Origin of the sequence: Luteimonas sp. MC1828, assembly GCF_016461615.1 — a bacterium.
Taxonomy (GTDB): Bacteria; Pseudomonadota; Gammaproteobacteria; order Xanthomonadales; family Xanthomonadaceae; genus Luteimonas.
The window spans coordinates 144,147-168,231 of sequence record NZ_JAEMNY010000002.1; the positions used below are offsets into that span (position 1 = coordinate 144,147).

General features: G+C 70.9%; 29 protein-coding genes and 1 pseudogene. 19 read left to right on the plus strand and 11 right to left on the minus strand.

Annotated elements, in window-relative coordinates; genetic code table 11:
• Positions 1–58: 58 nt before the first annotated feature.
• Positions 59–739: a hypothetical protein gene (locus JHB91_RS10485; protein WP_199472828.1), complete on the minus strand. Its 681-nt coding sequence runs from the start codon at positions 737–739 to the stop codon at positions 59–61.
• Positions 740–798: 59 nt separating this feature from the next.
• The gene (locus tag JHB91_RS10490; RefSeq protein WP_199472829.1) at positions 799–1,116 is read right to left on the minus strand and encodes a hypothetical protein; all 318 of its coding nucleotides are present in this window, start codon (positions 1,114–1,116) and stop codon (positions 799–801) included.
• A gap of 202 nt (positions 1,117–1,318) precedes the next feature.
• On the opposite strand from JHB91_RS10490, the gene sctU reads away from it, so the two are divergent.
• Positions 1,319–2,377, plus strand: a complete 1,059-nt coding sequence (sctU, locus tag JHB91_RS10495) for a type III secretion system export apparatus subunit SctU (RefSeq protein ID WP_199472830.1) — start codon at positions 1,319–1,321, stop codon at positions 2,375–2,377.
• 20 nt (positions 2,378–2,397) lie between these two features.
• On the opposite strand, the gene sctT is transcribed toward sctU, so the two are convergent.
• From sctT to JHB91_RS10530, 7 genes and pseudogenes are all read right to left on the minus strand, one after another.
• Positions 2,398–3,180: a type III secretion system export apparatus subunit SctT gene (gene sctT / locus JHB91_RS10500; protein ID WP_199374033.1), complete on the minus strand. Its 783-nt coding sequence runs from the start codon at positions 3,178–3,180 to the stop codon at positions 2,398–2,400.
• Between the two features lie 3 nt (positions 3,181–3,183).
• Positions 3,184–3,450: a type III secretion system export apparatus subunit SctS gene (gene sctS / locus JHB91_RS10505; protein ID WP_199374031.1), complete on the minus strand. Its 267-nt coding sequence runs from the start codon at positions 3,448–3,450 to the stop codon at positions 3,184–3,186.
• Positions 3,450–4,271, minus strand: coding sequence for an EscR/YscR/HrcR family type III secretion system export apparatus protein (locus tag JHB91_RS14130; RefSeq protein WP_343225106.1), 822 nt, complete (start codon positions 4,269–4,271; stop codon positions 3,450–3,452). Before JHB91_RS14130 ends, sctS begins: the two co-directional genes overlap by 1 nt.
• Positions 4,272–4,517, minus strand: a pseudogene (locus JHB91_RS10515) (hypothetical protein); the annotation flags it as partial.
• A 6-nt stretch (positions 4,518–4,523) separates the two neighbouring features.
• Positions 4,524–5,663, minus strand: coding sequence for a type III secretion system cytoplasmic ring protein SctQ (gene sctQ, locus JHB91_RS10520; RefSeq protein ID WP_199472831.1), 1,140 nt, complete (start codon positions 5,661–5,663; stop codon positions 4,524–4,526).
• The gene (locus JHB91_RS10525) at positions 5,650–6,258 is read right to left on the minus strand and encodes a response regulator (RefSeq protein ID WP_199472832.1); all 609 of its coding nucleotides are present in this window, start codon (positions 6,256–6,258) and stop codon (positions 5,650–5,652) included. Before JHB91_RS10525 ends, sctQ begins: the two co-directional genes overlap by 14 nt.
• 2 nt (positions 6,259–6,260) lie before the next feature.
• Positions 6,261–7,376 (minus strand): ATP-binding protein, encoded by a 1,116-nt coding sequence (locus JHB91_RS10530; protein ID WP_199472833.1) that lies wholly within the window; start codon positions 7,374–7,376, stop codon positions 6,261–6,263.
• Positions 7,377–7,529: 153 nt separating this feature from the next.
• Between JHB91_RS10530 and JHB91_RS10535 the strand changes: the two genes are divergently transcribed.
• From JHB91_RS10535 to JHB91_RS10595, 13 genes are all read left to right on the plus strand, one after another.
• Complete coding sequence (locus JHB91_RS10535; protein ID WP_199472834.1) at positions 7,530–7,874, plus strand: flagellar biosynthetic protein FliO; 345 nt, start codon at positions 7,530–7,532, stop codon at positions 7,872–7,874.
• Between the two features lie 264 nt (positions 7,875–8,138).
• Complete coding sequence (gene sctV, locus JHB91_RS10540; protein WP_199472835.1) at positions 8,139–10,187, plus strand: type III secretion system export apparatus subunit SctV; 2,049 nt, start codon at positions 8,139–8,141, stop codon at positions 10,185–10,187.
• A gap of 61 nt (positions 10,188–10,248) precedes the next feature.
• Positions 10,249–11,436 (plus strand): FHA domain-containing protein, encoded by a 1,188-nt coding sequence (locus JHB91_RS10545; RefSeq protein WP_199472836.1) that lies wholly within the window; start codon positions 10,249–10,251, stop codon positions 11,434–11,436.
• 82 nt (positions 11,437–11,518) lie between these two features.
• Positions 11,519–11,848 carry a hypothetical protein gene (locus JHB91_RS10550; protein WP_199374003.1) on the plus strand — a complete coding sequence of 110 codons (330 nt, stop codon included), beginning with the start codon at positions 11,519–11,521 and terminating at the stop codon, positions 11,846–11,848.
• Positions 11,849–11,928: 80 nt separating this feature from the next.
• Positions 11,929–12,351, plus strand: a complete 423-nt coding sequence (locus JHB91_RS10555) for a hypothetical protein (RefSeq protein ID WP_199374002.1) — start codon at positions 11,929–11,931, stop codon at positions 12,349–12,351.
• A gap of 15 nt (positions 12,352–12,366) precedes the next feature.
• Positions 12,367–13,140 (plus strand): hypothetical protein, encoded by a 774-nt coding sequence (locus JHB91_RS10560; RefSeq protein WP_199374000.1) that lies wholly within the window; start codon positions 12,367–12,369, stop codon positions 13,138–13,140.
• 3 nt (positions 13,141–13,143) lie between these two features.
• Complete coding sequence (locus JHB91_RS10565) at positions 13,144–13,770, plus strand: hypothetical protein (RefSeq protein ID WP_199472837.1); 627 nt, start codon at positions 13,144–13,146, stop codon at positions 13,768–13,770.
• A gap of 21 nt (positions 13,771–13,791) precedes the next feature.
• Positions 13,792–14,505, plus strand: coding sequence for a FliH/SctL family protein (locus JHB91_RS10570; RefSeq protein WP_199472838.1), 714 nt, complete (start codon positions 13,792–13,794; stop codon positions 14,503–14,505).
• Positions 14,502–15,866, plus strand: a complete 1,365-nt coding sequence (locus tag JHB91_RS10575) for a FliI/YscN family ATPase (RefSeq protein ID WP_199472839.1) — start codon at positions 14,502–14,504, stop codon at positions 15,864–15,866. The genes JHB91_RS10570 and JHB91_RS10575 overlap by 4 nt, the downstream gene beginning before the upstream one ends.
• Positions 15,863–16,345 (plus strand): hypothetical protein, encoded by a 483-nt coding sequence (locus JHB91_RS10580; RefSeq protein WP_199373993.1) that lies wholly within the window; start codon positions 15,863–15,865, stop codon positions 16,343–16,345. The genes JHB91_RS10575 and JHB91_RS10580 overlap by 4 nt, the downstream gene beginning before the upstream one ends.
• Before the next feature lie 18 nt (positions 16,346–16,363).
• On the plus strand, positions 16,364–17,032 hold the full coding sequence (locus JHB91_RS10585; RefSeq protein ID WP_199472840.1) for a hypothetical protein: 669 nt from the start codon (positions 16,364–16,366) through the stop codon (positions 17,030–17,032).
• A 133-nt stretch (positions 17,033–17,165) separates the two neighbouring features.
• Positions 17,166–18,650 (plus strand): M23 family metallopeptidase, encoded by a 1,485-nt coding sequence (locus tag JHB91_RS10590; protein WP_199472841.1) that lies wholly within the window; start codon positions 17,166–17,168, stop codon positions 18,648–18,650.
• Between the two features lie 210 nt (positions 18,651–18,860).
• A complete protein-coding gene (locus JHB91_RS10595) occupies positions 18,861–19,802 on the plus strand; it encodes a hypothetical protein (protein ID WP_199373987.1) in 942 nt (313 codons plus the stop codon).
• 42 nt (positions 19,803–19,844) lie between these two features.
• Here the strand turns inward: JHB91_RS10595 and JHB91_RS10600 are convergent, their stop codons facing one another.
• Complete coding sequence (locus JHB91_RS10600; protein ID WP_199373985.1) at positions 19,845–20,405, minus strand: GNAT family N-acetyltransferase; 561 nt, start codon at positions 20,403–20,405, stop codon at positions 19,845–19,847.
• A 158-nt stretch (positions 20,406–20,563) separates the two neighbouring features.
• Between JHB91_RS10600 and JHB91_RS10605 the strand changes: the two genes are divergently transcribed.
• From JHB91_RS10605 to JHB91_RS10625, 5 genes are all read left to right on the plus strand, one after another.
• Entirely contained in the window at positions 20,564–20,782 is a 219-nt protein-coding gene (locus JHB91_RS10605) for a hypothetical protein (protein ID WP_199373983.1), read from the plus strand.
• A gap of 3 nt (positions 20,783–20,785) precedes the next feature.
• Positions 20,786–21,085: a hypothetical protein gene (locus JHB91_RS10610; RefSeq protein WP_199472842.1), complete on the plus strand. Its 300-nt coding sequence runs from the start codon at positions 20,786–20,788 to the stop codon at positions 21,083–21,085.
• Positions 21,086–21,208: 123 nt separating this feature from the next.
• Positions 21,209–21,799: a hypothetical protein gene (locus JHB91_RS10615; RefSeq protein ID WP_199373979.1), complete on the plus strand. Its 591-nt coding sequence runs from the start codon at positions 21,209–21,211 to the stop codon at positions 21,797–21,799.
• A gap of 64 nt (positions 21,800–21,863) precedes the next feature.
• The gene (locus JHB91_RS10620; RefSeq protein WP_199373977.1) at positions 21,864–22,235 is read left to right on the plus strand and encodes a hypothetical protein; all 372 of its coding nucleotides are present in this window, start codon (positions 21,864–21,866) and stop codon (positions 22,233–22,235) included.
• Positions 22,236–22,301: 66 nt separating this feature from the next.
• Positions 22,302–22,943, plus strand: coding sequence for a hypothetical protein (locus JHB91_RS10625; protein WP_199472843.1), 642 nt, complete (start codon positions 22,302–22,304; stop codon positions 22,941–22,943).
• 63 nt (positions 22,944–23,006) lie between these two features.
• On the opposite strand, the gene JHB91_RS10630 is transcribed toward JHB91_RS10625, so the two are convergent.
• The gene (locus tag JHB91_RS10630) at positions 23,007–23,819 is read right to left on the minus strand and encodes a hypothetical protein (protein WP_199472844.1); all 813 of its coding nucleotides are present in this window, start codon (positions 23,817–23,819) and stop codon (positions 23,007–23,009) included.
• Between the last annotated feature and the right edge of the window lie 266 nt (positions 23,820–24,085).

Below are 24,085 nucleotides of genomic sequence, written 5' to 3' on the forward strand. Positions count from 1 at the left end.
CCCCGGAGGCTGGAGCCATCTTGGCCGCCGGCCGACGCCGGCGGCAAGCGCGAAGGGCTCAGAGGTCGCGCACGACCCAGCCATGGGGGTTGGCGCTGGCGCCGCTGTCGATGGCCGCCTCGGCCACCCTGTCGGGCGGTTCCCCGGCCGCCCACGCCGCGGCAATCGCCGCCAGGCGCTCGCGCGTGGCGCGCGTGTAGGCGCCCTCGAGCTCGTTCTGTGCGTCGGCGGCAAGCTTCTGCGGGTAGAGCGCACGCGCCTCGTCGCTGCGGTTGAGCATGGCGATCATGCGCGCCAGGCTGCTGCGGAACGTGTCCGCGGACAGCGCCGTGCGCTGGGTGCGCTGCAGGTGCCAGACCGTGAGGTACTCCACCGGTCCGAGCATCCGTCGCGGGGTGGCACCGAAGAAATGCCCGGACAGCGCGCTGGCCGCGACCGGCGCGCCCGGGTCGGGGAGGCTGGTCGCGCCCCATGAGCTCAGCGCGCCGCCGGGCAGGTCCATCCGCCGCAGCGCGGTGCCGAAGGTCTCGGCAAGGATGCGCTGCGCGCGTTCGTCGTCGCTTTCGGCCACCACGCCCACCAGGCGCAGGAACAGCGGGTACTGCTCTTCGCCCAGCCGGCGCACCAGGCGCTTGAGCACGGCCAGCCGGTATTCCGCATCGGAATGCGCGGCCAGCGCCGAGACGAGGCGATCGGCGGCGGTCCGCAGGGCGGCAGGCGTGGGGAGTGGGTCGATCATGTCGCCGGCATTATCACGGCCTGGCGCTGCGGGCAGCCAGTCGCTGCCGCGCACGGGATTCAGGCGAAGGCGTCGAGCACGGCGTCGACGGCGTGTTCCGCGGCCTGCGCCAGCGGCATGCCGCCCAGGCTGGACTCCAGCGCGAGGTCGCCGGCCAGCATGCGGTCGTCGCCGGACTCCCACGCCGGAGCGTTGAGCATGTATTCGCCCGCGTCGGCGAGCGGTGCCCGTGCGACGTCGGCTTCGGCCGACGGTACGGTGCCCTGGACCTCGTGCGCGTCTCCGCCCTGCTGGCGACGGAGGTCGTCGAGCGGGCTGTCGATCCGGTGCAGGCTGGACGCGACGTTGAGGCGGGAATCGGGGCCGGTGATGCTCATTTCGCTGCGTGGATCCTGGACGGACGAGGGGCGATGGCGGAACTCTACGCCGCCGCTCCCGCCCTGCCAGCTCGGGGGAACCCTAGATGGCGCCGGCTTGGCGGGCTGGCGTTCAATTCCGCCACGGTGGCATGAAGACGGGGCATCGGGCCTGCCATCACGCGCATGCTAGCGTGCACCGGCACAGCAGGCAGGGAACGGGATGGCGAAGGACCAGGGCGCCGACAAGACCGAGCAGCCCACCTCGAAGAAGCTGCGCGACGCGCGCAAGGACGCCAACGTCGCCAAGAGCAAGGAGCTGACCAGCACCGTGCTGGTGCTGGGCTGGCTGGTGGGCGCTTGGATGATGCTGGGCTTCATGTGGGACCGCATGCGCCAGCTGTTCGAGGCCAGCGTGGCGTCGATCGGCCGCCCGTTCGCCGAGGCGCTTCCCGACGTCGGCATGCTCGCGTTCTGGACCCTGATGTGGCTGTGCCTGCCGCTGCTGCTGCTGGCGGTGTTCCTGGGCCTGGTGACCGAGTTCCTGCAGACGGGGCCGGTGGCGAGCATGAAAAAGCTCACCCCGGACCTGGCCAAGCTGAACCCGGTCGAGGGCATCAAGAAGATGTTCTCGATGGACAACCTGGTCGAGCTGGTGAAGGCGTTCTTCAAGAGCGCGGGACTGATCTTCATTGGCGGCTTCGTGCTGTACGGCATGCGCCACAGCCTGCTGCTGCTGCCGCATGCGCCGCCCGAGGCAATGGCCACCGCGATCTGGCACGGGCTGCTGCGCATCGGGATCTGGACGATCTTCGTGTTCTTCTTCGTGTCCGTGCTCGACGCCTGGTACCAGAAGTTCTCCTACCTCAAGCAGCTGCGCATGAGCCGGCGCGACATCCGCCAGGAGGTCAAGGAAAACGAGGGCGACCCCTACATCAAGCAGCGCCGCAAGCAGTTGCACCAGGAATGGTCGCAGCAGACCATGCTCAATGCCGTGCGCGGAGCAAACGTGGTCGTGACCAATCCCACCCACATCGCCGTCGCCCTGCAGTTCGAGCCGGGGGTCAACGACCTGCCGGTGGTGGTTGCCAAGGGCGAGGGGCACCAGGCCGAGGAGATCAAGCGCGCCGCCGAAGAGGCCGGCGTGCCGATCCTGCAGAACATCCCGCTCGCGCGCGGGCTCAACGAGAAGGTCGAGCTGGACGAGTACATCGGCGGCGAGTTCTTCGACGCCGTGGCCGAGGTCCTGCACTGGGCCGAGGGCATCCGTCGCGGCGACTGAGCCCGGCGGCGCGGGTCAGGTCAGGTGCCGAACGCCTGCTGCAGCACGCCCAGCAGGTAGCGGTTGCTGCCCAGGCGCTCGAGCACGATCTCGATGTACACGCCCAGCAGCATCAGGATCAGCGCCGTTGCCAACCAGGCCTTGATCGGCAGGGTGAGTGCGAACACGTTGAGCTGCGGCGCGTAGCGGTTCACCAGCCCGAACGACAGGTCGATGATCAGCAGGATCACCATGATGGGCGCCGCCATCACCAGGATCGCCGTCATCATGTAACTGAACTGGCCGACGAACAGGTTCATGCCGGCTGCCGGCAGGTTCGGGAAATACGAGGTCACCGGCCACAGCAGATAGCTGGACATCAGCAGGTCGAGGAACACCAGGAACGCGCCGCTGGCCATGAACAGCCACGCCGCCAGCTGCGACAGGAACTCGCCGTGCAGGGTGACGGTGTGGCCCTGGATGGGATCGAACACCGATGCCATCGACATGCCCACCTGGGTGTCGACCACGTTGCCGACCGCGCCGATCGCCCAGAACACGATCCCGAAGCAGAAGCCGATGGCGACGCCGATGAACAGCTCCTTGAGCACGATCACCGGCCATTCCGCGGCGCCCAGCGACTCCATCGGCATGCCGGCCAGCGCCACTGGGAGCGCGATGATCGCCAGGCTGACCATGAAGCTGTTGCGCACCATCGACGGCACGGTCTGCTGGGTCATCAGCGGCAGCACGACGAACGCGCCCACCACGCGCGGCAGCGTCAGCGCGAGCGCCAGCAGGGGATTGCCGAGGAAGTCGAACACGCGCTACTGCCGCACCAGTCCCGGGAAATCACGGAAGATGCGGTCCGCGTAGCTGTACAGCGAACCGCCGATCAGCGCCGCGGTCACGAACAGCATCAGCACGATCGCCAGGAACTTGCAGGCGTAGGCGAACGTCTGCTCCTGCAGCTGGGTGGCGGCCTGCAGGAACGCGATCACCAGGCCGACCAGCGCCGCGGCGCCGATCGGTGGCCCCGACAGCAGCATCGTCAGGAACAGCGCCTCCTTGGTGAGTTCCAGGACCTCGTTCACTACCAGGCGCTCCCGTAGGTCAGCACCAGGCCGTGCACCAGCTTGGCCCAGCCGTCGATCAGCACGAACAGCAGCAGCTTGAACGGCAGCGAGATGGTGGTGGGCGACAGCATCATCATGCCCAGCGCCAGCAGGATGTTGGCCACCACCAGGTCGATCACCAGGAACGGCAGGAAGATCAGGAAGCCGATCTGGAACGCCGCCGCGAGCTCGCTCACGGTGAACGCCGGCACGACCACGATGAAGTCGTCGACGTCCAGTTCGTCGCGGCGGTCGGCGGGCATCAGGCGCTGCGCACTGCGCAGGAAGAACGCGCGCTCGGCATCGTTGGAATGGTTGATCAGGAAGCCGCGCAGCGGCTCCTTGCCGGCATCCAGGATGCCCAGCATGCGCGCCGCGTCCATCGGACCGTCGGTGGCGGGCTTCGCCGGTGGCGTGCCGACCGCGGTCACCACCACGGGGCCGCCGTCGCCGGCCGCCGCTTCGCCGGCGTCGGGGTCCTCGGTGCCGTTCTGCACGTTTGCGAACAGCGGACCGCGCGATGGTCCCTGCGGCGCCTCGCTGGCAGGATCCGCAGGGCCCTGGGCCGCGGTGCCTGCAGCCATCGCCTCTGCCTCGGCGCGCAGCGCATCCGCCGCGGCGGGGCTGCTGGGCGGCGGCTCCACCGGGGTGGCGGTGGTCGCAGGCGTCGCCGCTGGACCACCCGCTGCACGTTCGGCGCGGACGCGAGCGAGCTCGCGGTTGGCGGCGCGCTGCGCCCGCCCCGCGGCGCGCGCCTCCAGCTGCGCCTGCACCGATGCCGGCGGCGGCTTGCCTTCCATGTAGGCGGTCACCGACGCATGCGTCTCGAGCAGCACCGGATGCATCACATAGATCGACAGCACGATCGCCAGGCCGTTGATGACCACGTTGGGCGGCACCTGCTGCAGGCCCAGCGCGTTGCGCAGCAGGCTCAGCACCACCACGATCTTGGTGAACGACGTCACCATCACCGCGACGAACGGCGCCAGGCCGATGAACACCACGGTGACGAGGACGACAGCGGGGGAGAACGTGGTGAAGTCCATGCCGGGTCAGCTCCAGGACACCAGGCGCACGCCGAGGGTGTCGCCGACGGCGACCAGTTCGCCGCGGCCCACGTCGCGGCCGTTGGCGCGGATCGCGACGTTGGCGCCTTCGAGCGCGGTGGCGAGCGGGAAGACGTAGCCGGGCTGCAGGTCGGCGAGTTCGCCCACGCTCAGTTCGGTGCGGCCGAGTTCGAATTCCAGGCGCACCGGCAGGCGACGCGCGGGGTCGGCGGGCGCGGCGTCGGGAGCCGTCGGGCTGGCCTCGTGGTCGGTCATGGTGCTGTCCTCGTGGAAGATGGAAGTCGGGGTGGGTGCGCCGCGCACGGACCAGCCGCCCGCGGCGGACGCCAGCGGCCAGTCCTGGCCGGCGGCGCGCGCGATGAGGTTGGGCAGGCTGCTGCGGCCGGCGACGATCACGTCGCCCGGGCGCAACGCGCGCCAGTCGCCGGCGGCGAGTGGCGGCGCTGCGAGCAGCAGCGACACGGCGACCGGCAGCGCGCGCCAGCGGCCGGCACCTTTCGGCGGATCCTCGGCGTGCGCCGGTTCGGCGCGCGCGGCCAGGCGATGCAGCCAGTCCGCCGGCAGCCAGAGGCGCGTGCTGGCGCGTGCTGGCGGCGGTGCGGGTACGTCGCCATCCGGCAGGGGAACGTCGTCCTCGATGGCGACGTCGAGCCAGAGACCGGGCGTGGCCAGTGCCGCGGAGGCGTCGCCACCCTCGGCCGCGTCGACCACCGGCAGCAGGGACACGCCCAGCCATTCGCTCAAGCGCATCAGCAGCGATTCGTGCGCCAGGCTCCAGGCCAGCACGCGCGCGCGGCCGCTGCGGTCGCTCCAGCGCAGCCGTCCGTCATCGGGATCGCCCGCGGCGCCATCCACGTGCAGCGCCAGTCGCGTGCCTTCGGCGTCGATCTCGAACGCGGCACTCGGCGCGCGCGCGCAGGCCACCTGCACCGCGCTGCGGTCGGCCAGCATCCACCAGCGCGGCTCGGCGAAGAAGCCGCGCAGCGCCTCGGCCACCGGCGCTTCCAGGGCGGGCAGCACGCCGCGCGCTGACCGCGCCTCCACTGCGGCCGGCGGCGCGGAGGCGACCTTGTCCTTGTCGCTGCGCGCGCGGCCCTTGCGCGCGTCGCGCTCAACCGTGGCCAAGCGCCACCTTCATCAGCTCCGGCACGGAGCGCACGCCCAGCTTTCCCATCATGTTCGCCCTGTGCAGTTCAACGGTCTTGATGCTGATGCCGAGGATGTCGGCAATGATCTTGTTGGGCTTGCTGGCCACCACCAGGTCGAGCACCTGGCGTTCGCGCGGGCTGAGGCGGGCGAGCAGTTCGCCGGCCATCGCGCCGCCGCCGTTGGCGCGGCTGCGTGCCCTCGCAAGCGCGGTGCGCAGCGCATCCACCAGCGCCTCCTCGCTGAACGGCTTCTCGAGGAAGTTCGACGCGCCCTTGCGCATCGCCTCCACCGCCAGCGGCACGTCGCCATGCGCGGTCACGAACACCAGCGGCAGGTGGATGCCGCGGCGGATGAGTTCGTCCTGCAGCTGCAGGCCGCTCATTTCCGGCATGCGGATGTCGGAGACCAGGCATTCGGCGACATCGCCGTGGCGATTGCCGGCATAGGCCGCCAGGAATGCGGCGCCGGACGCGAACGGCAGCACTTCGAAGCCCGAGGTCTCGAGCAGCCAGGCGGTGGAATCGCGGAAGCCGTCGTTGTCGTCGACCAGGTAAACGCGCGTAGCCGGCATCCCTATCCCCTTCCGTCCGCGGTCGGCAGCGTGAAGCCGAACACGCTGCCACCGCCATCCCGCGGCTCGAAGAACAGCCGCCCCTCGTGGTATTCGATGATCGAGCGGCAGATGGCCAGGCCGATGCCCAGGCCATCGCTCTTGGTGGTGAAGAACGGCGAGAACAGCTGCTGGCCCTGCTCCGCGCTGAGGCCTTCGCCACGGTCGCAGACCCGCACTTCCACTTCGCCGTCTAGGTTCACGCGGCCTTCGATGCGCAGTCCACGCTTCGCCGCCGGCACCTCGCGCATCGCCTCGATCGCGTTCTTGACCAGGTTCAGCAGCACCTGTTCGACCATCACCCGGTCCGCGTAGACCGCCGGCAGGTCGTGGGCCAGCGCCAGCTCGATCCGCAGCTGCTGGCGTTCGGCCTCCAGGCGCAGCAGTTCGAGCACGGTGTTGGTGATCTGCGCCATGTCACGTGCATCGCGCCGCGGCTCGCGGGCGCGGATGAACTCGCGCACGCGCGAGATCACAGCGGCGGCGTGCTCGGCCTGGGTGCGCGCGGCGAGCAGGGCGCGTTCGACCTGCACCGGCCCGCCGGCCTGGTCGACCAGGCGCAGGCTGCCGTTCAAGTAGTTCACGATCGCGGCCAGCGGCTGGTTGAGCTCGTGCGCGAGCATCGCCGCCATCTCGCCCACCGACATCAGCCGCGAAGTGAAGAGCAGCTTCTCCTGGCGGCTCTTGTGCGAGTCGAGCGCCTCGATGCGCGCGCTGATGTCGACCGCGGTCAGCAGCGACAGCGGCTGGCCGCCGGCATCCGACTCGCCCCAGTGCAGCGCGTACCAGCGGTTGCTGTGCGTGGCGTGGACTTCGCGGGGCGCGTCCGGGTCGCCGGCGTCGCCGCCGCCATCGCCCAGTGTCGCCAGCAGGCGCGCGCGATCGACATGGCCCGGCAGTTCGCTGAACGCGTCACGGTAGCGGCGGTTGCTGGCGACCAGCCGCCCGTCGCCGCGCGCGAAGGCGGCGCACGGCACCGGGATCGCCTCGAGCAGCGCAGCCACCGCGACGGTCGCGCCATCGCTGTCGACGGGCAAGGCGTCAGCGGCGACGCGGCCGCGGACGCGCGCCGCCGTCATCGCCTGCGCATCCCGCGGCGCTGGCAGGCATGCGCGCTGTTGTAGGCTGGCGCCGCGCGGCCCGCGCGAACCCCCAGGCTCATCCATTCCGCCATGTCCAAGCGATCGCTGACTGCCATACCCGCCATCCTGTCCCTCGCCTGTGGCCGTGCCATGTCGGCCGAGCCCGTGGTTGCCGATGCCGCGCCCGCCGCCTCGTCCTTCGGCGCCGAGTTGATGGCCATCCTGCTGCCCCTGGCCTTCATCATCGTGGGCCTGCTGGTGGTGCTGCGCCTGCTCCGTCGGCGCTATGGCCTCACCGGTCCCGATGCCCCCTTGTCGATCCTGCAAATCCTGCCGCTCGGGCCGCGTGAACGCCTGGTGCTGGTGAAGCTGCGCTCCGGTCGCGTATTCACGATTGGCGTGAGTGCGCAAAGCGTGAACTTCGTCACCGAACTGCATGCCGACGATGTCGCGCCGGCTACGCCTGCGTCCGGAACGCACACGCCGTTCAAGTGATGCATTGCCGCGGCGAAATTTCCGTGAAGGCAAAATTACGCCTGAATTACAGCCACTTGCGCTCACATCCCTGAATCCGCAATGCGCAGTTCGCACTTGCGCCCTGCAATATTTCCTGCGTTGCTCTTGTGGCGAGACTATCGTAATTTGCCACAAAGTGACGCGTGGGGTCAGGGTGATGTGGCGAGCGCGAGGCATCGATAACAGCGGACAGCGGCGCGTCATTTGCACGCCGGCTGCGCGCTGCGCGAAGGGCGCCACCACATGCGTGCGCTGATCGGCACGCTGTTCGCCACGCCGGGCAATGCAGGCCCGCGGGTCAAGCTCGGCTACAGCGACATCATCCTGGCGTTCGCGGCGGTGATGATCATCAGCGTGATGATCCTGCCCCTGCCGCTGGTGGTGATCGATGCGCTGGTCGCGGTCAACATCTCCATCGGCTTCGGCCTGCTGCTGCTGGCCATCTACATCCCCACGCCGGTCGCGTTCTCGAGCTTCCCGAGCGTGCTGCTGCTGACCACGCTGTTCCGCCTCGCGCTGTCGATCGCCATCACCCGTTCGATCCTGCTCGACGCCGAGGGCGGCCACATCGTCGAGACCTTCGGCAGCCTGGTGGCCGGCGGCAACCTCGTGGTCGGGCTGGTGGTCTTCATGATCATCACGGTGGTGCAGTTCATCGTCATCGCAAAGGGTGCCGAACGCGTGGCCGAAGTCGCCGCGCGCTTCACCCTCGACGCCATGCCCGGCAAGCAGCTGTCGATCGACTCCGACCTGCGCTCGGGACTGATGGACAAGGACGAGGCTAAGCGCCGCCGGCGCCTGCTCGAGTCCGAGAGCCAGCTGCACGGCGCGCTCGACGGCGCCATGAAATTCGTCAAGGGCGACGCGATCGCCGGCATCGTCATCATCATCATCAACCTGCTCGGCGGCCTGGCGATCGGCGTCATGCAGCGTGACATGTCGCTGGCCGATGCCACGCGGACCTACAGCATCCTGACCATCGGCGACGGCCTGGTCTCGCAGATCCCGGCCATCCTCGCCACCATTGCGGCGGGGCTGGTGGTCACGCGCACCACCGGCGAGGTCGACGACCGCCATCTCGGCGACGCCATCACCCGCCAGGTCAGCGGCCAGCCGCGCGTGCTGCTGATCACCGGCCTGCTCGCACTGCTCATGACCCTGGTGCCGGGCTTCCCGAAGATGGTGTTCGCGGCGCTCGGCGTGTCGCTGCTCGGCATCAGCGCATGGCGCTACCGCCACGGTTTCGTGGTCCTGCGCCGCGCGTTCCGCGTGCCGGAGGACGAGGTCGCCGAAGCCGACCGCCTGCCGCCTGTCGATGACCTCGCGCCGCCCGCGCCGCTGCAGCTCGAGCTGTCGCCGGCGCTGCTTGCGGCGACCGGCAAGGACGCGCTGTTGGCGCGGGTCGCGAGCGTTGCGCAGCGCATGCGCGAGGAATACGGCGTGCCCGTACCGGTGCCGCAGCTGCGCATCTCGGAAGCGCTTGAACATGGCGAGTACCGCCTGACCGCGTTCGGCGCGCGCCTGGCCGTGGGCCAGCTGCGCGTCGACCAGGATTTCCGCCAGACGGCCGTGGCCACCGACGGCAACCGCCAGCCCGGCTTCTTCCCGGCACTCGCCGGCGACTGGGTCGTGCGCGGCGAGGCGGGCGCCGTGGCACCCGAGGAGGTGCTGGCCACGCACTGCCGTGCCGCGCTGCAGCGTCGGCTGGGTGGCTTCATCGGGATCCAGGAGACGGCCAACCTGTTCGCGCGCATGCAGCGCGACTACCCCGACCTGGTCAAGGAGATGCTGCGCGTGGTCGCTCCGCAGCGCGTCGCCGACGTGCTGCGCCGGCTGGCCGAAGAGGGCGTGCCGGTGCGCAACCTGCGTGACGTGTTCGAGGCGATCACCGATGTCGGTGGCCGCGAGAAGGACGTGGTGCTGCTCACCGAGTACGTGCGGGTCGCCCTGAAGCGCGAGATCGCCGAGCGCCATGCCGACGCCGAACGCACGCTGCACGTGCTGCTGATCCATCCGGAACTCGAGGACAAGCTGCGCCAGTCGGTGCGCGTGGCCGGTGGTGCGAGCCAGCTGGCCATTTCGCCCGAACTCGCGGCGCGGCTCGGCAACGAAGTGCGCGCACACCTCGCGCGGCAGGCGGCGGGCGTGCAGCCGGTGCTGCTGTGCTCGCTCGATGTGCGCCGCCACCTGCGCAAGCTGATGGAAGTCGATTTCTTCGAACTGCCGGTGCTGTCGTACCAGGAACTCGCACCCGACCTGCGCATCGTGCAGGCCGGCCAGATCAACGCATGACCCCGGGGCACTTCACCGCCGGGTAACGATGCAATTGCAGGATGGGGCAAAGGGAGGATCCATGAGCGTGGCAAGGGACAACCAGTCGGAGACAAGCCCAGCGGGCAACGTGCTGCGCGTGGTCTCGGGCCTGCATGCAGGCGCGGTGCGTCCACTCGGGCTGCGCGAGATGATCCTCGTCGGCAGTGGCGACGATTGCGACATGGTGCTTGCCGATGCCGGTGTCGCCAGCCACCACGCGTTGCTCAGCCTGGTCGATGGCGTGTTCTCGCTGCGCGCGCTGGACGCGCCGCTGCACGTCGGCACCACCATGGTCCACCCGGGTGATCCGGTCGAACTCGACCGCGTGCAGCGCGTCGGCCTGGGCGACGCGGCGATCGCATTCGGCGCGGAAGACGATCCCGCCTGGGAGCTGCTGGTGCCCGGCGGCCCGGGTCCGCGCGTGGCGCCCACGCCGGCGGTCACCCCGTACCTGCGGCGCCTGCCCGCCGTCGCCGCGGTGGCCGTGCTGTCGCTGGTTTCGCTGGCCATCTTCGCCGCCGTCATGCCATCCAAGCCGGCGGCACCGGATCCTCGCGAGCAGCTGCAGCGCCTGGTGCCCGAGTACGGCATCGACGACGGCCGCGCCAACGTCGACTTCCAGGGCGGGCTGGTGCTCACAGGCACCGTGCCCGACGCCGCCACGCGCGAGCGCATCGCGCGGCGCATCGCCGACGACAACATCGATGCCAAGCTCGAGCTGCGCACCGGCGACGACATCGCCGGCGACGTCAGCGAAATCCTCCGCGGCCAGGGCATCACCGCGCGCACGCGCTACCTGGGCAACGGCGATGTCGAAGTGAGCGGCCGCTTCGAGGACGAGGCCGCGCTGCGTGCCGCGTCGTTCTCGCGCGCCATGCGCGAGGTCAAGGGCGTCACCCGCGTGATCCCGGTGAACATGGCCGAAAGCAGCGCGACCGCGCGCGCGCCGGCCGCGGCGGCGAAGCCGGTGCGCATCCGCGTCGCCGCCATCGTCCGCGGTGCCGATCCGCACGTGCTGTCCGGCAAGGGCGACAAGTATCCGGTCGGCGCGGAACTGCCCGGCATCGGCACGCTGGTGTCGATCACCGAAAACAGCGCGCATGCGCTGCGCGCCGACGGCGGGCTGGAAAAGCTCGCGGTCGAGGCGGCGCCGCGGCCGGAAGACGACGCGGCCGAGCCGCAGGATTTCTCGAACGTGCGCGGCGAGGTAACGCCACTCCGCATGTGAATCACGGGACGGCCCCTGGGAAGGCCGGCCCGATCCATCCGCAATCCAACGCAGCACAGATCAAGAGAGAGGAGAGAGAACCATGACCAACGTCACCGGAAATGCAGGAATCGGGCAGTTCATCGCAGGCGCGGCCGTCACCGGCGGCGCAGGCGGCATCCGTGGTGGAGCTTCGGCAGGCGATCGCGGCAGCTGGTACGAGGCGATGTCGCGTGCCTGGGGCCAGACCCTGGACTCGCAGGCATCCGTGATCACCGACATGTCGGCCAACATCAGCGGTGGCGATGACCAGCCGTCCTCGATGGTGCAGCTGACCGCGGCCAGCCTGAAGATGCAGTTCATGTCCAACAACGCCGCGACCTCGCAGAACAGCGTCGGCCAGGCGCTGGAAACGCTGGGCAAACGCCAGTAACCGTGGCATCCGGGCTCGCGCCGCCGGTGGCTCCGCCACCGCGGCCGGTTCCCGGGAGTGCAGCCCAACAGGAGACGGAAATGATCGAAGCCATCCAGGTGGCGGCCATGGACCCGATGCAGGCGGCCGGCAATGCCGGCGCGTCCGCGGGCGGTGGCCAGGCCACGGCCACGCCCTACGACGTGCGCGATTTCGCCGCGTCGCTCGAGCGCACCGGCGGCGTGCAGCCGCAGCAGCAGGCAACGCCGGTGGAACTGCCGCCGACACAGGCGTCCGAAGGCACGCGCGCGCTGATCGCCGCCATCGACAACCTCAACACCGGCGCCGCCAACATCAACGCGCTCTCGCAGACCATGAGCGGCAACATCGCCGAGCTCACGCCCGGGCAGATGATGGAAATGACCATGAAGTGCCATCAGTTCCTGTTCCAGGCGGAGATGACGTCGAACGTCGCCAACCGCACCTCGGACGGCATCCAGCAGCTGTTCCGGCAGCAGGGCTGACCCAGGGGGCATGGCATGAAGTTCCACGACCGGCCGCGCGCGCTGCGCGCGGCCCTGTTCGCAATCGCGGCAGGCGTGCTGCTCGCCGCCTGTGGCGGCAAGCCGCTGTACAGCCAGCTCGACGAGGGCCAGGCCAACCAGATCATGGGCGTGCTGATCGGCGCGGGCATCGATGCCGACAAGAATCCGTCGCCGTCGAAGACCGGGTGGGAGGTGCGCGTCGCCGCGTCGGACTTCCCGTATGCGATGCAGATCCTCGGCGCGCACGGGCTGCCGCGCGCGCAGTTCGCGACCACCTGCGACGTGTTCAAGAAGGAAGGGTTTGCCTCGTCGTCCACCGAGGAACGCGGACGCGAGGTCTGCAGCCTGCAACAGGAACTGTCGGACACGCTGACGCGCTTCCCGGGCGTGGTCGACGCGCGCGTGCACGTCACCCTGGCCGAACGCGATCCGCTGGGCGGGTCCAGCCTGGATTCGTCGGCGTCGGTGGCGATCTTCGAGCAGGCGGGCGCCAGCGTCCGCGACCGCGAAGCCGACATCAAGCTGCTGATCAAGGACGCGGTACCCGGCCTGACCGACATCAACAAGGTCACGGTGAAGTTCGCGTCCGCGCCGCCGCTGCCCGCGCGTCCCGCCCAGGGTGCGGTCGCGCTCTCGGGGATCAACCCGCTGACGCTGGGCATCGCCGCCGCCGTGGTGGTGCTGCTCGGTCTGCTGGTCGCGTTCTGGGGGCGGCTCCGCGCCTCGACGCAGCCCACCAAGCCGTCCGACCAGGTCTGGAACGGCTGAGGCATGGCCTCCAGTGCGCTGCTGGCGGACATCGAGCCGGGCTGGCTCACCGACGGCGACGCGGTGCTTGATGTGGAGCTTGCCGCGCACGCGCGCGACAGTGCGCTGGGGCGCCGCATGCTGGCCGCCTGGCTGGCGCAGGGACAGGCTGCGGCGCTGTTCGCGCCGGATCCCGGGCGCCATCCGGACACGACCCGCACGCGCTGGCCGCGCCAGCGCCTGGCCGCGCTGGTCCGCGACATCGGTGTGCTGGCGCACGCACCGGCAATCCGCGCGGAAACCGGTCGCGACCCGGTGCGGCGGCTGAAGGCGGCGCTCGGCAACGGCTACCTGCTCGCGCTGGACCGCACCGTGTGGGACGGACACATCGAACGTGCGCAGCAGGCGGTGCTTGCAGCCGGCTTTGCGCGCGCCCTGGCCAAGTCCACCGCCGCGGACGATCCGCAACCGATGCATGCGCTGTTCGACGCCCAGGGCCGCGCCGAACTGGTCGCCTGGGCGCGGCGCCGCGATCCCGCGCTCGCCGACTGGTGCCTGCTGCTGCATCCCCCCGGCCCGGCGCCCGCGGCGCACTTGCCTGAAAAGCCGGTGCTGCGTGTCTACACGCACCACGACACACGTGCCGCCTGACCGCGGCCCACAGGATCCCGGATGAGCGCAGACGCTTCAGCCACCGCCACGAACACGGCCCATGCCACGACCGCACACGCTGCGCCACGGGCGCGTGCCGGCGCCGGCGTGGGGGTGTTCGAACGCCGCCAGTTCGAGCGTTCGCTGGGTGCCACCGTGGTGCCCGCCCAGGCCTGGGCGCGGCTGGAGGAGCTCGACACCCTGCTGGCACGCGTGAACGCGCTTTACGACGAAGCCGGCGCCGAGATCGAGGCCGCCCGTGAGCAGGGTCACGCCGCCGGCTACGCGGCAGGCGTTGCCGCGGCCGAATCACAGATGACCGAACAGCTCGCCGCGCTCAACGAGCGCCGCGCCCGCGTGCTCGGCGAGGCCTCGGGGCGCATTTCCGAGCTCGCCTGCGCGATCGTCGACCGCATCGCGCCGGGCTTTGACGCCCGCAGCGTCGTGCCGCCGCTCGTGCTGCAGGCGGTGGAAGCCGCGCAGGCCGAGCAGTTCCTGCTGATCCGCGTGCATCCTTCGGTGCGCGAAGACGTCGCGGCCGGGCTGGGCGCGGTGCGCCAGGCGCACCCGGCGGTCGGCGTGATCGAACTCGTTGACGATCCAAGCCTCGAGCCGACCAGCTGCGTGGTGGTGTCCGAGGCCGGCGAGGTCCGCGCCGGCGTGGCGCAGCAGATCGAGGCGATCCGCGCCGCGCTCGCCGGCAGCGCCGCGCACACGGCGAGGTCGGCGCCATGAATTCCGCCAGGTCCGCAAAGTCGCTGGCTGGCCTGGCGGCAAACGGCGAACATGATCCCTTGCTGCATGCCCTGGCGCAGGTGCAGTCGATCGAACGCGTCGGCCGCGTCGCCGAGGCCTATGGCACGCTCATCCGCGCCACCGGGCTCAAGGCCGCCATCGGCGAGCTGTGCGAACTGCGCAATGCGCGCGGCGACGGCGATCCATCGTTTCGCCTCGCGGCCGAAGTCGTCGGCGTGTCCAAGTCGCACACCCTGCTCACCCCGCTCGGCGCGCTCGACGGCGTGTCCGCGACCACCGAGGTCTATGCCAGCGGCCGCCAGGCTTCGGTGCTGGTCGGCGACGGCCTGCTGGGCCGCATCCTCGACGCCCACGGCGAGGCCATCGACGACCTCGGCCCCACCGGGGCCAGCCACGACGTGCCGATCTACGCCGCCTCGCCCAATCCGCTGGCGCGCAATTTGATCGAACGCCCGTTCTCCACCGGCGTGCGCGCCATCGACACCACGATGACCGCGGGCGAGGGCCAGCGCATCGGCATCTTCGCGGTCGCCGGCGGCGGCAAGAGCACGCTGCTCGGCATGCTGGCGCGCGGCGGCGATGCCGACGTCAACATCATCGTGCTGGTCGGCGAGCGCGGCCGCGAGGTCAACGAGTTCATCCACGACAACCTCGGCCCCGAAGGCCTGGCGAAGTCGGTGGTCGTGGTCGCCACCTCCGACCGGCCGGCGCTGGAGCGCAGCCGCGCGGCCTGGGTGGGCACCGCGATCGCCGAGCACTTCCGCGACCAGGGCAAGCGCGTGCTGCTGCTCGTCGATTCGGTCACCCGCTTCGCGCGCGCGCTGCGCGACGTCGGCCTGGCGGTGGGCGAGCCGCCGGCGCGGCGCGGGTTTCCACCGTCGGTGTTCAGCGCGCTGCCGCGGCTGTTCGAGCGCGCCGGCAACAACCACATCGGCTCGATCACCGCGTTCTACACCGTGCTGGCGGAGGACGAGGACGGCGGCGACCCGATCGTCGAAGAGGTGCGCTCGATCCTCGACGGCCACATCGTGCTGTCGCGCAAGCTCGCCGCCGCCTACCACTACCCGGCGATCGACGTGCTCACCAGCCTCAGCCGCACCATGCCGCGCGTGGTCGACGGCGCGCACCAGCGCGCGGCCGGCCAGCTGCGCAAGCTGCTGGCGAAGTACCAGGACATCGAGCTGCTGATCCAGCTGGGCGAATACAAGCGCGGCACCGACCCCGATGCCGACGCCGCCATCGAGAAGATCGGCGCGATCCGCAAGCTGCTGCAGCAGTCGTCCACCGAGCTGGTGCCGTTCGCGCAGTCCGCGGATGCGTTGCGGAAGCTGTTCGCATGAAGCGTTATCCGCTGCAGACGCTGATCCGCCTGCGCGAACACCGCACCGAGGCCGCGCGCCAGCTGGTGCTGGAGCGCCAGCGCGAGGCGCAGGCCTGTCGCGACGCCTGCCTGAGCGTGGAGGGCGAGATTATCGCGCTCGACTTCGAGCAGCGCCAGCAGCGCGGGCGGATGCTCGACGCGCCGCCGGCCGGGGTGCCGTGGCCCGCGGCACTCGCGCAGCGCGAGGCGCACATCGACCTGCTCGGCGAGCAGGCCGAAGCCGCGCGCCAGCGCCTGTTCAAGGCCCAGGACATCCTGCGCGCGGCCGAAGTCGCGCTGGCCGACGCGCGCACCGCGTTCTTCCGCGCCAAGGCACGGGTGGACGCGCTGGAGAAGCGTCGCGATGTATGGCGCGGCGAACAATCCGCGTTCGAGTCGCGCCAGGAAGAGAGCGCCACCGAGGACCTGCTGCAGGCACGCCATCTGGCGGGCGCCTGAGGCGAACAGGAGAACGGCATGACGATTGAACGCAGCAGCTCGACCTCGGCTTCGGATGCCGCACGCAGCCGCGAAGGCAGCGAGGCCACCCGCGACGTGCGCCCGCCGGCGCAGCCGGAGCACATCGAGCGCTTCCGCCACGCCCTCGACCAGGTGCGCGACAACGGCAAGGGCGGGCAGTCCGAGGCGACCGCCACCGCGGAATCCGCCGAAGAAGGTGCACGCGTCGACGAAGGCCTGCGCATCGGCGGTCGCGAAGGCCATGGCCACGAGCAGCGCCAGGACACCGGCCGCGGCGACCAGGCCGACACCACCATCCTCGACCCCGCGTTGCTGTGGCAGGCGCAGAATGCGCTGCGCGGTGACGCGCCGCAGGCGATGCCGGCGCCGGTGGGCGCCAGCAACGCGGTGATGGACATGATCGAGCGCCACGTGCGCCAGCTTGCGATCGGCGACGGCACGCGCGACGCGGCGGGCGATGGCCAGGTCCTGCTGCGCATGTCCGACGCCACGCTGCCCGGCACCGACCTGCTGCTGACCCGCGTCAACGATGGCTGGGTGCTGCGCGCCGACGTGCGCTCGCGCGCCAGTTACGACGCGATCCGCGAGGCCGGCCCCGAGCTCGCGCGGCGCTTTGCCGAACGCAACCTGGGCACGCTGCACGTGGAGTCGCACTACCAGGGCTGATCCGTGTGGCCTGTCACGCAGCAGATGCCGCGTGCGGCCGGTCATAGGGTCCGACCTAGCTGGCATGCACGACCGCCGGCGCCTGTAATCACCGCATGCGCGGCAACGCGCCCCGGAAGACAGGAGCACCCGCATGGTCGGCCCGGTATCCGCGAACACCCAGAACGTCGTCGGCGATCGCACCAGCCCCGGCGGCTTCGACTACAACCGCATCAGCGGCGTCGAAGGCAACCGCCACGTCACGCCGGAGTTCATCGGCCAGGTCGAGGCGATGGCGCAGCGCCTTGGCACGCAGCCGGAATACCTGATGGCGGTGATGAGCTTCGAGACCGGGGGCAGCTTCAGCCCGGGCGTGCGCAACGGCGCGGGCAGCGGTGCCACCGGCCTGATCCAGTTCATGCCCAACACCGCGCGCGAACTGGGCACATCCACCGACGCGCTGGCGCGGATGAGCGCCACCGAGCAGCTGCAGTACGTGGAGCGCTACTTCAACAACCGCTCCGACCCCGGTGAGCTCAACACCCTCGAGGGGGTCTACACCACGGTGCTGTACGGCAGCCCGCGTCCGGATCCCGGCGCGACGCTCTTCAGCGAGGGCACCGCGGCCTACCGCATGAACTCCCCGCTGGACACCAATCGCGACGGCCGCATCACCGCCGGCGAGGCGACCTCGTTCGTGCGCGCACGCATCGACGGCGACACGCCTCCGCCGCGCGACACCGGCCCAGCCCCCGCACCCGGCGGCGAGGCGCCCGCACCGGCGCCTTCGCCGTCTGGTCCGGGCGGGAGTGTCACGGTGCGCAGCGGCGACACCCTGTCGGGGATCGCAGCGCGCAACGGTGTATCGCTGGATGCCGTGATCGCCGCCAACCCGCAAATTCGCAACCCCGGACTGATCTATCCCGGCCAGACCGTGCACCTGCCGGGCGGCGGGGGAAGCGGCAGTGAGGTCACCGTGCGCAGCGGCGACACGCTGTCCGGGATCGCCGCGCGCAACGGCGTGTCGCTGGACGCGGTGCTCGCCGCCAACCCGCAGATCCGCAACCCCGACCTGATCCATCCCGGGCAGCTTGTGCGCATCCCCGGCGGCGGAGCGTCGGCCCCGGGCGGTGGCGCGGACGCCCCGACCCCGCAGGCGCCGCCTGCCGGCAACGTGCCGACCTACGCGCCCTACACCGTGTACAGCACCGGAAACGCGCCGGCGATCGCGGTACAGGGTCCCGGCCAGATGCAGCCGCACCACGACTACCAGACCGCGCAGCGCGGCGGCCAGACGCTGGAAGTGCGCGACCTGGTGCTGCACCGCAACGGCCAGTCGCAGACGCAGCAGGCCATCCCGTCGCCGATCGCCGGCACCGTGGTGTCGGCCGGCCCGATGGGCAACGCCGGCAATGCCGTGGTGGTGCGCGGCGACGAGGGGCAGCTGGTCTACATCTTCCACATGTCGAGCGTCGACGTGCGCGCCGGGCAACAGGTCGCTTACGGGCAGGACCTCGGCAACCAGGGGGCCACCGGCAACTCGACCGGCCCGCACGTGCACATCGAAGCGTCCAGCGCGACGATCGACCGCTGGGTCAACGACCTCCTCGACGGGCGCTTCGACGGTCGTCGCCAGTAGCGGCGGGCGGCGCCGCGCAGCACCGCGACCACGTGCGATGCTGGTGACATGATCGGGTTGCGCACATGTCCGCCGCGCCGGCGTCTGCAGGCCGCCGCGCTTGTCGTGGCGTGCGCGATGGCGCTTTCGGCCGGCTGCGACCGCGCAGCGACTGACAGCCCGCCCCCCCCGGCAGCTCGCATCGCGCCGGCGAATCCCGCGAATGCGAACGTGCCGGCGCGCTTCGAGGCCACCGATACGCACGCCGGCGCCGTCCTTCCTGCAGACATCGTGCGGGCACTTTCGAGCGACGCGCGCGTCCTCGATTGCCAGGAGGGCACCTACCAGGGCGCGTCGAGGTTCGCGCCCGATTGGGTCATCGCGCGGCGCGTCGATCTCGATGACGACGGCCGCGATGACTGGGTGGTCCAGGGCCGCCATCGCTGTCTGGCGACCGACGGTGCCGCGGACTGGTGGCTTTACGCCGACGACGGCTCGCAGCGCCGGCTGCTGCTGGCCGCGGGCCGGGCACGCGTACTCGAACTGCAGGCGACGCGCGCCAACGGCTTCCGCGACGTGGTGCTCCACCGCGACGGCGGCGACGTGCGGGCCACCTACCAGGGCGGGGCGTATGTGTTTCCGGAGCAGCCCCGGACCGGGGCGAATGCCGGCGGCGGTCCGACGCTCGCGGCCGCGCGCTTTGCCGCGCCGACAGGAGGTGGCCCGATGGACGTGCAGACGGTGGCGGGGCGGCTCGAAATCGCGCCGGTCGAAGGCACAACGCCAGGCGATGCGCACGTGGTGCGGCTCGATGGTCGCGAACTGCTGCGCACAGGCGCCGGCGGGGCATTCGCCGACTTCCCGTTGCCACGCCTGCTCGCCCGCTTCGGCGCCCTGGCGCCATTCGACGAGGTGCTGGTGTTCCAGCAGCACATGTACGGCAACGCCTGCAGCGGTGGACCGCTGTGGATCCTGGGGCTGCGGCGGGGCGGCGCGCCTGTGCGCTCCACGGCGATCGACTACTGCGGCGGTGCCGACCCGGAGCTGGAAGCGCGCGGCGCGGCGCTGCTGGTCACGCTGCCCGGTGCACCTGCGAGCGGAGTGCATGCCGGCCAGGCGCCGCAGCGCTGGGAGTTCAGTGACGGCGAGCTGCGGCGGTTGCATACGCCCTGATCACGGCGTGCGGATGCCGCCGCACACGCGCGCCGCACGCGCTCAGGCCACCTCGATGCGTCGGCGCACGCCGCGCCAGTCCTCGCGCGCCAGGCGCAGCCGCAGTGCCCGTCGCCCGCGCTGCTCCACTTCGCCGGCCGGCATGAAACCCAGGCGCATCAGCAGCGGTGGCACCGAGCGGTTGGCGGGATCGCAGAGGCCGACGAGCGCCGGCAGGCCAAGCGTGGCGAACGCGTGTTCGCACAGCGCGGCGCCGCCTTCCAGCGCGTAGCCGCGTCCCCAGGCACGCGGCAGCAGCCGGGTGCCGATCTCGACTTCGCCCGGTGCGAGCTCCGCCATCAGCGAGAAGAAGCCAAGGAAGCCGCGTGCGTCGTCGGCACGCCAGATGCCGAGCCCCGGGCGCTCGCGGTAGATGCGGTTGGCGGTGTCGACCAGGGCGCAGGCGCTGGCGATGTCGTCCACCGGCGCATCGAGCAATGCGTGCGTGACCCGCGCGTCGCGGCCAAGGCGCTGCAGGTCGAACACGTCGCCATGGCGCAGCCCGCGCAGCGCCATCCGCCGCGTCTGCAGGAATGGCTCGCCCGGATGGTCGTTGGTCGACATGCACCGAGTATGCCCCGCGCCTGCGGGAGCGTGAGCGCTGCAAGGGCGCGCCCTAGGTGGGGTGCGCACTAGCTTGGCGCGCGCCGGGTGATGCGGAAATCTGCCAGCTGTCCGGAAGGGCGTTTGCCGGGCATTTCCCAACCTAGTGAGGACATGACATGGGCAGTCAAATCGGTTCCCTCGTCGGCGGTCTCGTCGGCACGTTCTTTGGTGGTCCCGCAGGCGCGGCCATCGGCCAGCAGCTCGGCTCCTGGCTCGGCGGCATGATCGGTGGCGAGAGTGGCGGCGGTGAAGGCGGTGGCCTCGACTTCGGCTCGATGTTCGGCAACGCCTATTCGGGCGGCTTCGACTTCGGCTTCGGCGCGGGCGGCGGCTGAGCGATGCAGGACGACGGCGCACCCAGGACGCGCGAGGAACTCGTCGAACGTCTCGGCGATCTTCGCCAGCAGGGCATCGTCGATACCGCGGAGGAAGAGCGCCTCCTGCGGCACTACGACGAGATGCTGCGCGACGTGAACGAGGAAAAGGCGCGGCTCGAGCCGGAATACAACCGGCGCGTCCGCGAGGACGGGCTCGACCCTGCCAACGCCTGGCTGCGCGAAGCGGCACAGGACCTGGGTCGCCGGCACGGTGAAGCCACCCGCGTGATCACCGACCAGTTGCGCGTCGTTACCGGCTGAGCGGCGCGCGGGAGCGTCCCACCCCCTTAGGGTTGGCCCCAGATTGTTGCGCTGTTGGAAGTACCTACACTCGATCCCGACACCACAAGCAGCACCGTCACCCACTCACTCCGAGACGACCCGATGGCCCAACGTCCGCCCCAGCGTCCGACCTTCCAGCAGCCAGCGGCGTTTGTCGCCGGCGTCGCGCTGGAATCGTCGCCCGCACCGGCGGCCGCGCTGGACCCGGGGATGGAGGAGCTGCTGCGCCAGTTCGAGGAGGCGCTGCACGAGCTGGAAAACGATCCGTCGATGGATCTCGCCACCCGCACCATGCTGCGCGACCAGTTCACGCAGGCCATGCGTGACATGAAGCACGGCAGCGACACGGCGGTCGAGATTCCGGACCGGGCCATGTGGATGGATGCGCTCCAGGCGCTCCAGGCCAGCGGGGCGGTCGCCACCGACGAAGTCGACGAGCTCATCCGCCAGGTCAACCAGGCGTTGCAGCCGCTGCAGCGTCGCGACACGCGCCTCGCGCTCGAGTTCAGCCGCCGGCTGAGCACCGAGGGTGAAGAGAAGGCGCTGGCCTGGTTCCGCACCGAGACCGCAAAGAGCCGGGCCGAGGACGGTGAGTCCGCCCCCGCGTCCGCTCCGCCGCTCGCGACCGTGTCGCCCATCCTCCGCGGCGATGTCGTGAATTCGCGATCGCGGCGGCTCCGTGGTCCTCCGTAGGCGGAAGGCGTGACGGCCCCTCGGCCGGCTTGACCTTCCACCCGATCAATCCACGGAGAACACCATGAGCATCGAAGGCAATTTCAACTTTTCTTTCAACGCCACTGCCCAGAACGATCGCGCCTCGGAGGCACAGAGCGCCCGCGCCGGCGGCAGCAACGGTGGCGGATGGCTGCTCGCCATCGCCCTGACCATCGGCAAGATCGCGGACTCGATGGGCGAGCGCATGCTCACCCTGGCCGAGAAGATCGACACCCTGCAGGCCAAGCAGGCGGACGACCCGAAGGCCGTGGACGCGGAAAGCGGCGACGGCCTGACCGAGCTCAATGCCCAGCTGCAGGTGCTCGGCCAGCAGCTCGGCCAGATGCTGCAGATGCTCTCCACCATCGTGAAGACCATCGGTGAAGGCAACAAGGATCTCGCCCGCAAGCAGTAAGGCTTCGCAGGCTGAGCGCACGCCCCCGGCATTGCCGGGGGCGTTCGTCTTTTCGCGGAGAGTCGAATGGACATGTTGATGCGCACCGCATTCGCCCTGGCCCTGGCCTGCGTCGCCGGCTGCGGCAACTCGGCCGAACGGGAGCCGGTAAAGCTCCACGGTGCCTACACCGGTACCGTCAGCGCCCGGATCCATGCACCAGGCACCGCCCATGCGCCCGCGCCGGAATCCGGTAGCGCCAGCGCGGTATTCGTTCCCACTGCCAAGGGGGAACGGCTCGAGGTCAAGGCCAATATCCGCCGCCAGGGTGACTCGGGCTTTGTCGTGAACGGTCGCGCCAGGGGCGACGTGTGGCAAGGCCGCGGCGGGCCGCTCGACCTGACGGTCGATGGCGATGGCCGCATCAGCGGCGGCGGCATCGAAAAGGGGCACCGGATCAGCTTCGCCGGCCAGGTCGACGCCGGCCGCATGCATCTCACGGTCGAAACCCGCCAGCTCGCGCCGCCGGGTGAGCGGATCGTGTTCGAGTACCGGCTCGCACAGGCTGCCGCCTCGCGGCCCGTCGCCAGCGGGCGCGCGGTCGCGGTTCCCGAGGGCCGGCGGGACGAAGGCAAGGGCGCGTGCAAGCGCCGTGTCTGGAAGACGCGCAACGTCGCCGCGCCCGGCGGCGGCATGGTGATGACCCAGGTCCCGCACTGCCTGGATTGAGCGCGGTCGCGGCGCACGGTGTGCACCACTCGGGGCCTGCTGGCCCGTTGACGACGCGGCCGGTCAGTCGCCGCGTGGCGTAGCGGGCGGTGCCTTGCCGCGGCCAGGCGCCAGACGGCGCGCAAACCACCACGCGCCTGAAGCCGCGAGCAGGCCGGCGATCGCGAACCCGCCCGCCCAGCCCCGCCCGGCTCCCGCGGAGACGACGGTGCCCGCCCCGGGCGGCATGAGTCCGATGACCGCGAAGGCGACGCAGCCGTAGGCGATGATCGCCAGCAGCCAGAACAGCCACTGCATCGCGGCTGCCTGGAGCTCACGTTCCATCGCACGCGCATCCTGGCCCGCGCCCGATGTGCGGCCTTGGGCACCCATCGCCGCCAGCAGCGTGGACAGGCTGCCCGGGAGCGCGGAGGCGCCTCGGCGCAGGCGGCGACGCAGCGGGCCTTCGCCGGTGTACGTCCCGGTCATGGCGTCGCTGCGGATGGCTTGGCCGCGGTCGGCCACGGTCAGCCCCGCAGCGTTCCGGGCATCGGCGGCCTGGTTCACCGGCAACGCCTGCGGCGTGGCGCTGGTGGCCATGGTCGCCCCCGCGGCGGCAGCGGCAAGGGCCGTCGGCGCCGCGGTGTTGGCGGCGGCATTGGCAGGCAAGGCCGATGGCGCGAGGGCGGCGCGCTGCAGTACGGCCATGCGGTCCATGAACGCGGCATCGGATCGCGGCGCCGCTGCGGGCGCATCCGGACGTGCAGCGCCCGCCGGAACGACATCGCTCCGCACAGGCGTGTTCGGCTGTGCAAGCTCGCCACGCGTGGCGCCGCCGACCTGGCCGGGCTGCAGCGCGGCTGCCGCGGCCTGTCCCGCAGGGGCCGTGGCGTGCATGCCAGCCGCGGCCTGGGATGGCATGGCGTGGGGGAGCGCGGCCGGCGCAGCAGGCGACGCCGTGGCGGGCATCGCGCGTGGCAGGACGGTGGTCACCAGGCCTTGCACACCGGACAGGGGGTTGGTCACCCCTTGCGTACCGCCGGGGCCCGCGTGGCTGGGGGGGCCGGGCGAAAGCTGGTCATGCCCCGGTCGGTCGGCGCCATGGGGCGTCTGGCCCACCTGCGGCCGGTCGGCGCCCGGCGTGGGCAGCGCGGGCATGCCCG

Excerpts from the sequence above, each read along its gene's own strand:
- JHB91_RS10565 (WP_199472837.1), top strand. The coding sequence starts at position 13,144 with ATGGCCTCCAGTGCGCTGCTGGCGGACATCGAGCCGGGCTGGCTCACC.
- JHB91_RS10485 (WP_199472828.1), bottom strand. The coding sequence starts at position 739 with ATGATCGACCCACTCCCCACGCCTGCCGCCCTGCGGACCGCCGCCGAT.
- JHB91_RS10490 (WP_199472829.1), bottom strand. The coding sequence starts at position 1,116 with ATGAGCATCACCGGCCCCGATTCCCGCCTCAACGTCGCGTCCAGCCTG.
- JHB91_RS10630 (WP_199472844.1), bottom strand. The coding sequence starts at position 23,819 with ATGCACGCCACGGCCCCTGCGGGACAGGCCGCGGCAGCCGCGCTGCAG.
- JHB91_RS10590 (WP_199472841.1), top strand. The coding sequence starts at position 17,166 with ATGGTCGGCCCGGTATCCGCGAACACCCAGAACGTCGTCGGCGATCGC.
- JHB91_RS10560 (WP_199374000.1), top strand. The coding sequence starts at position 12,367 with ATGAAGTTCCACGACCGGCCGCGCGCGCTGCGCGCGGCCCTGTTCGCA.
- JHB91_RS10610 (WP_199472842.1), top strand. The coding sequence starts at position 20,786 with ATGCAGGACGACGGCGCACCCAGGACGCGCGAGGAACTCGTCGAACGT.
- JHB91_RS10550 (WP_199374003.1), top strand. The coding sequence starts at position 11,519 with ATGACCAACGTCACCGGAAATGCAGGAATCGGGCAGTTCATCGCAGGC.
- JHB91_RS10580 (WP_199373993.1), top strand. The coding sequence starts at position 15,863 with ATGAAGCGTTATCCGCTGCAGACGCTGATCCGCCTGCGCGAACACCGC.
- JHB91_RS10600 (WP_199373985.1), bottom strand. The coding sequence starts at position 20,405 with ATGTCGACCAACGACCATCCGGGCGAGCCATTCCTGCAGACGCGGCGG.
- sctV (WP_199472835.1), top strand. The coding sequence starts at position 8,139 with ATGCGTGCGCTGATCGGCACGCTGTTCGCCACGCCGGGCAATGCAGGC.
- JHB91_RS10585 (WP_199472840.1), top strand. The coding sequence starts at position 16,364 with ATGACGATTGAACGCAGCAGCTCGACCTCGGCTTCGGATGCCGCACGC.
- sctU (WP_199472830.1), top strand. The coding sequence starts at position 1,319 with ATGGCGAAGGACCAGGGCGCCGACAAGACCGAGCAGCCCACCTCGAAG.
- JHB91_RS10605 (WP_199373983.1), top strand. The coding sequence starts at position 20,564 with ATGGGCAGTCAAATCGGTTCCCTCGTCGGCGGTCTCGTCGGCACGTTC.
- JHB91_RS10545 (WP_199472836.1), top strand. The coding sequence starts at position 10,249 with ATGAGCGTGGCAAGGGACAACCAGTCGGAGACAAGCCCAGCGGGCAAC.
- JHB91_RS10570 (WP_199472838.1), top strand. The coding sequence starts at position 13,792 with ATGAGCGCAGACGCTTCAGCCACCGCCACGAACACGGCCCATGCCACG.
- JHB91_RS10575 (WP_199472839.1), top strand. The coding sequence starts at position 14,502 with ATGAATTCCGCCAGGTCCGCAAAGTCGCTGGCTGGCCTGGCGGCAAAC.
- JHB91_RS10625 (WP_199472843.1), top strand. The coding sequence starts at position 22,302 with ATGGACATGTTGATGCGCACCGCATTCGCCCTGGCCCTGGCCTGCGTC.
- JHB91_RS10530 (WP_199472833.1), bottom strand. The coding sequence starts at position 7,376 with ATGACGGCGGCGCGCGTCCGCGGCCGCGTCGCCGCTGACGCCTTGCCC.
- JHB91_RS10555 (WP_199374002.1), top strand. The coding sequence starts at position 11,929 with ATGATCGAAGCCATCCAGGTGGCGGCCATGGACCCGATGCAGGCGGCC.
- JHB91_RS10615 (WP_199373979.1), top strand. The coding sequence starts at position 21,209 with ATGGCCCAACGTCCGCCCCAGCGTCCGACCTTCCAGCAGCCAGCGGCG.
- JHB91_RS10620 (WP_199373977.1), top strand. The coding sequence starts at position 21,864 with ATGAGCATCGAAGGCAATTTCAACTTTTCTTTCAACGCCACTGCCCAG.
- JHB91_RS10525 (WP_199472832.1), bottom strand. The coding sequence starts at position 6,258 with ATGCCGGCTACGCGCGTTTACCTGGTCGACGACAACGACGGCTTCCGC.
- JHB91_RS14130 (WP_343225106.1), bottom strand. The coding sequence starts at position 4,271 with ATGGAAGGCAAGCCGCCGCCGGCATCGGTGCAGGCGCAGCTGGAGGCG.
- JHB91_RS10535 (WP_199472834.1), top strand. The coding sequence starts at position 7,530 with ATGTCGGCCGAGCCCGTGGTTGCCGATGCCGCGCCCGCCGCCTCGTCC.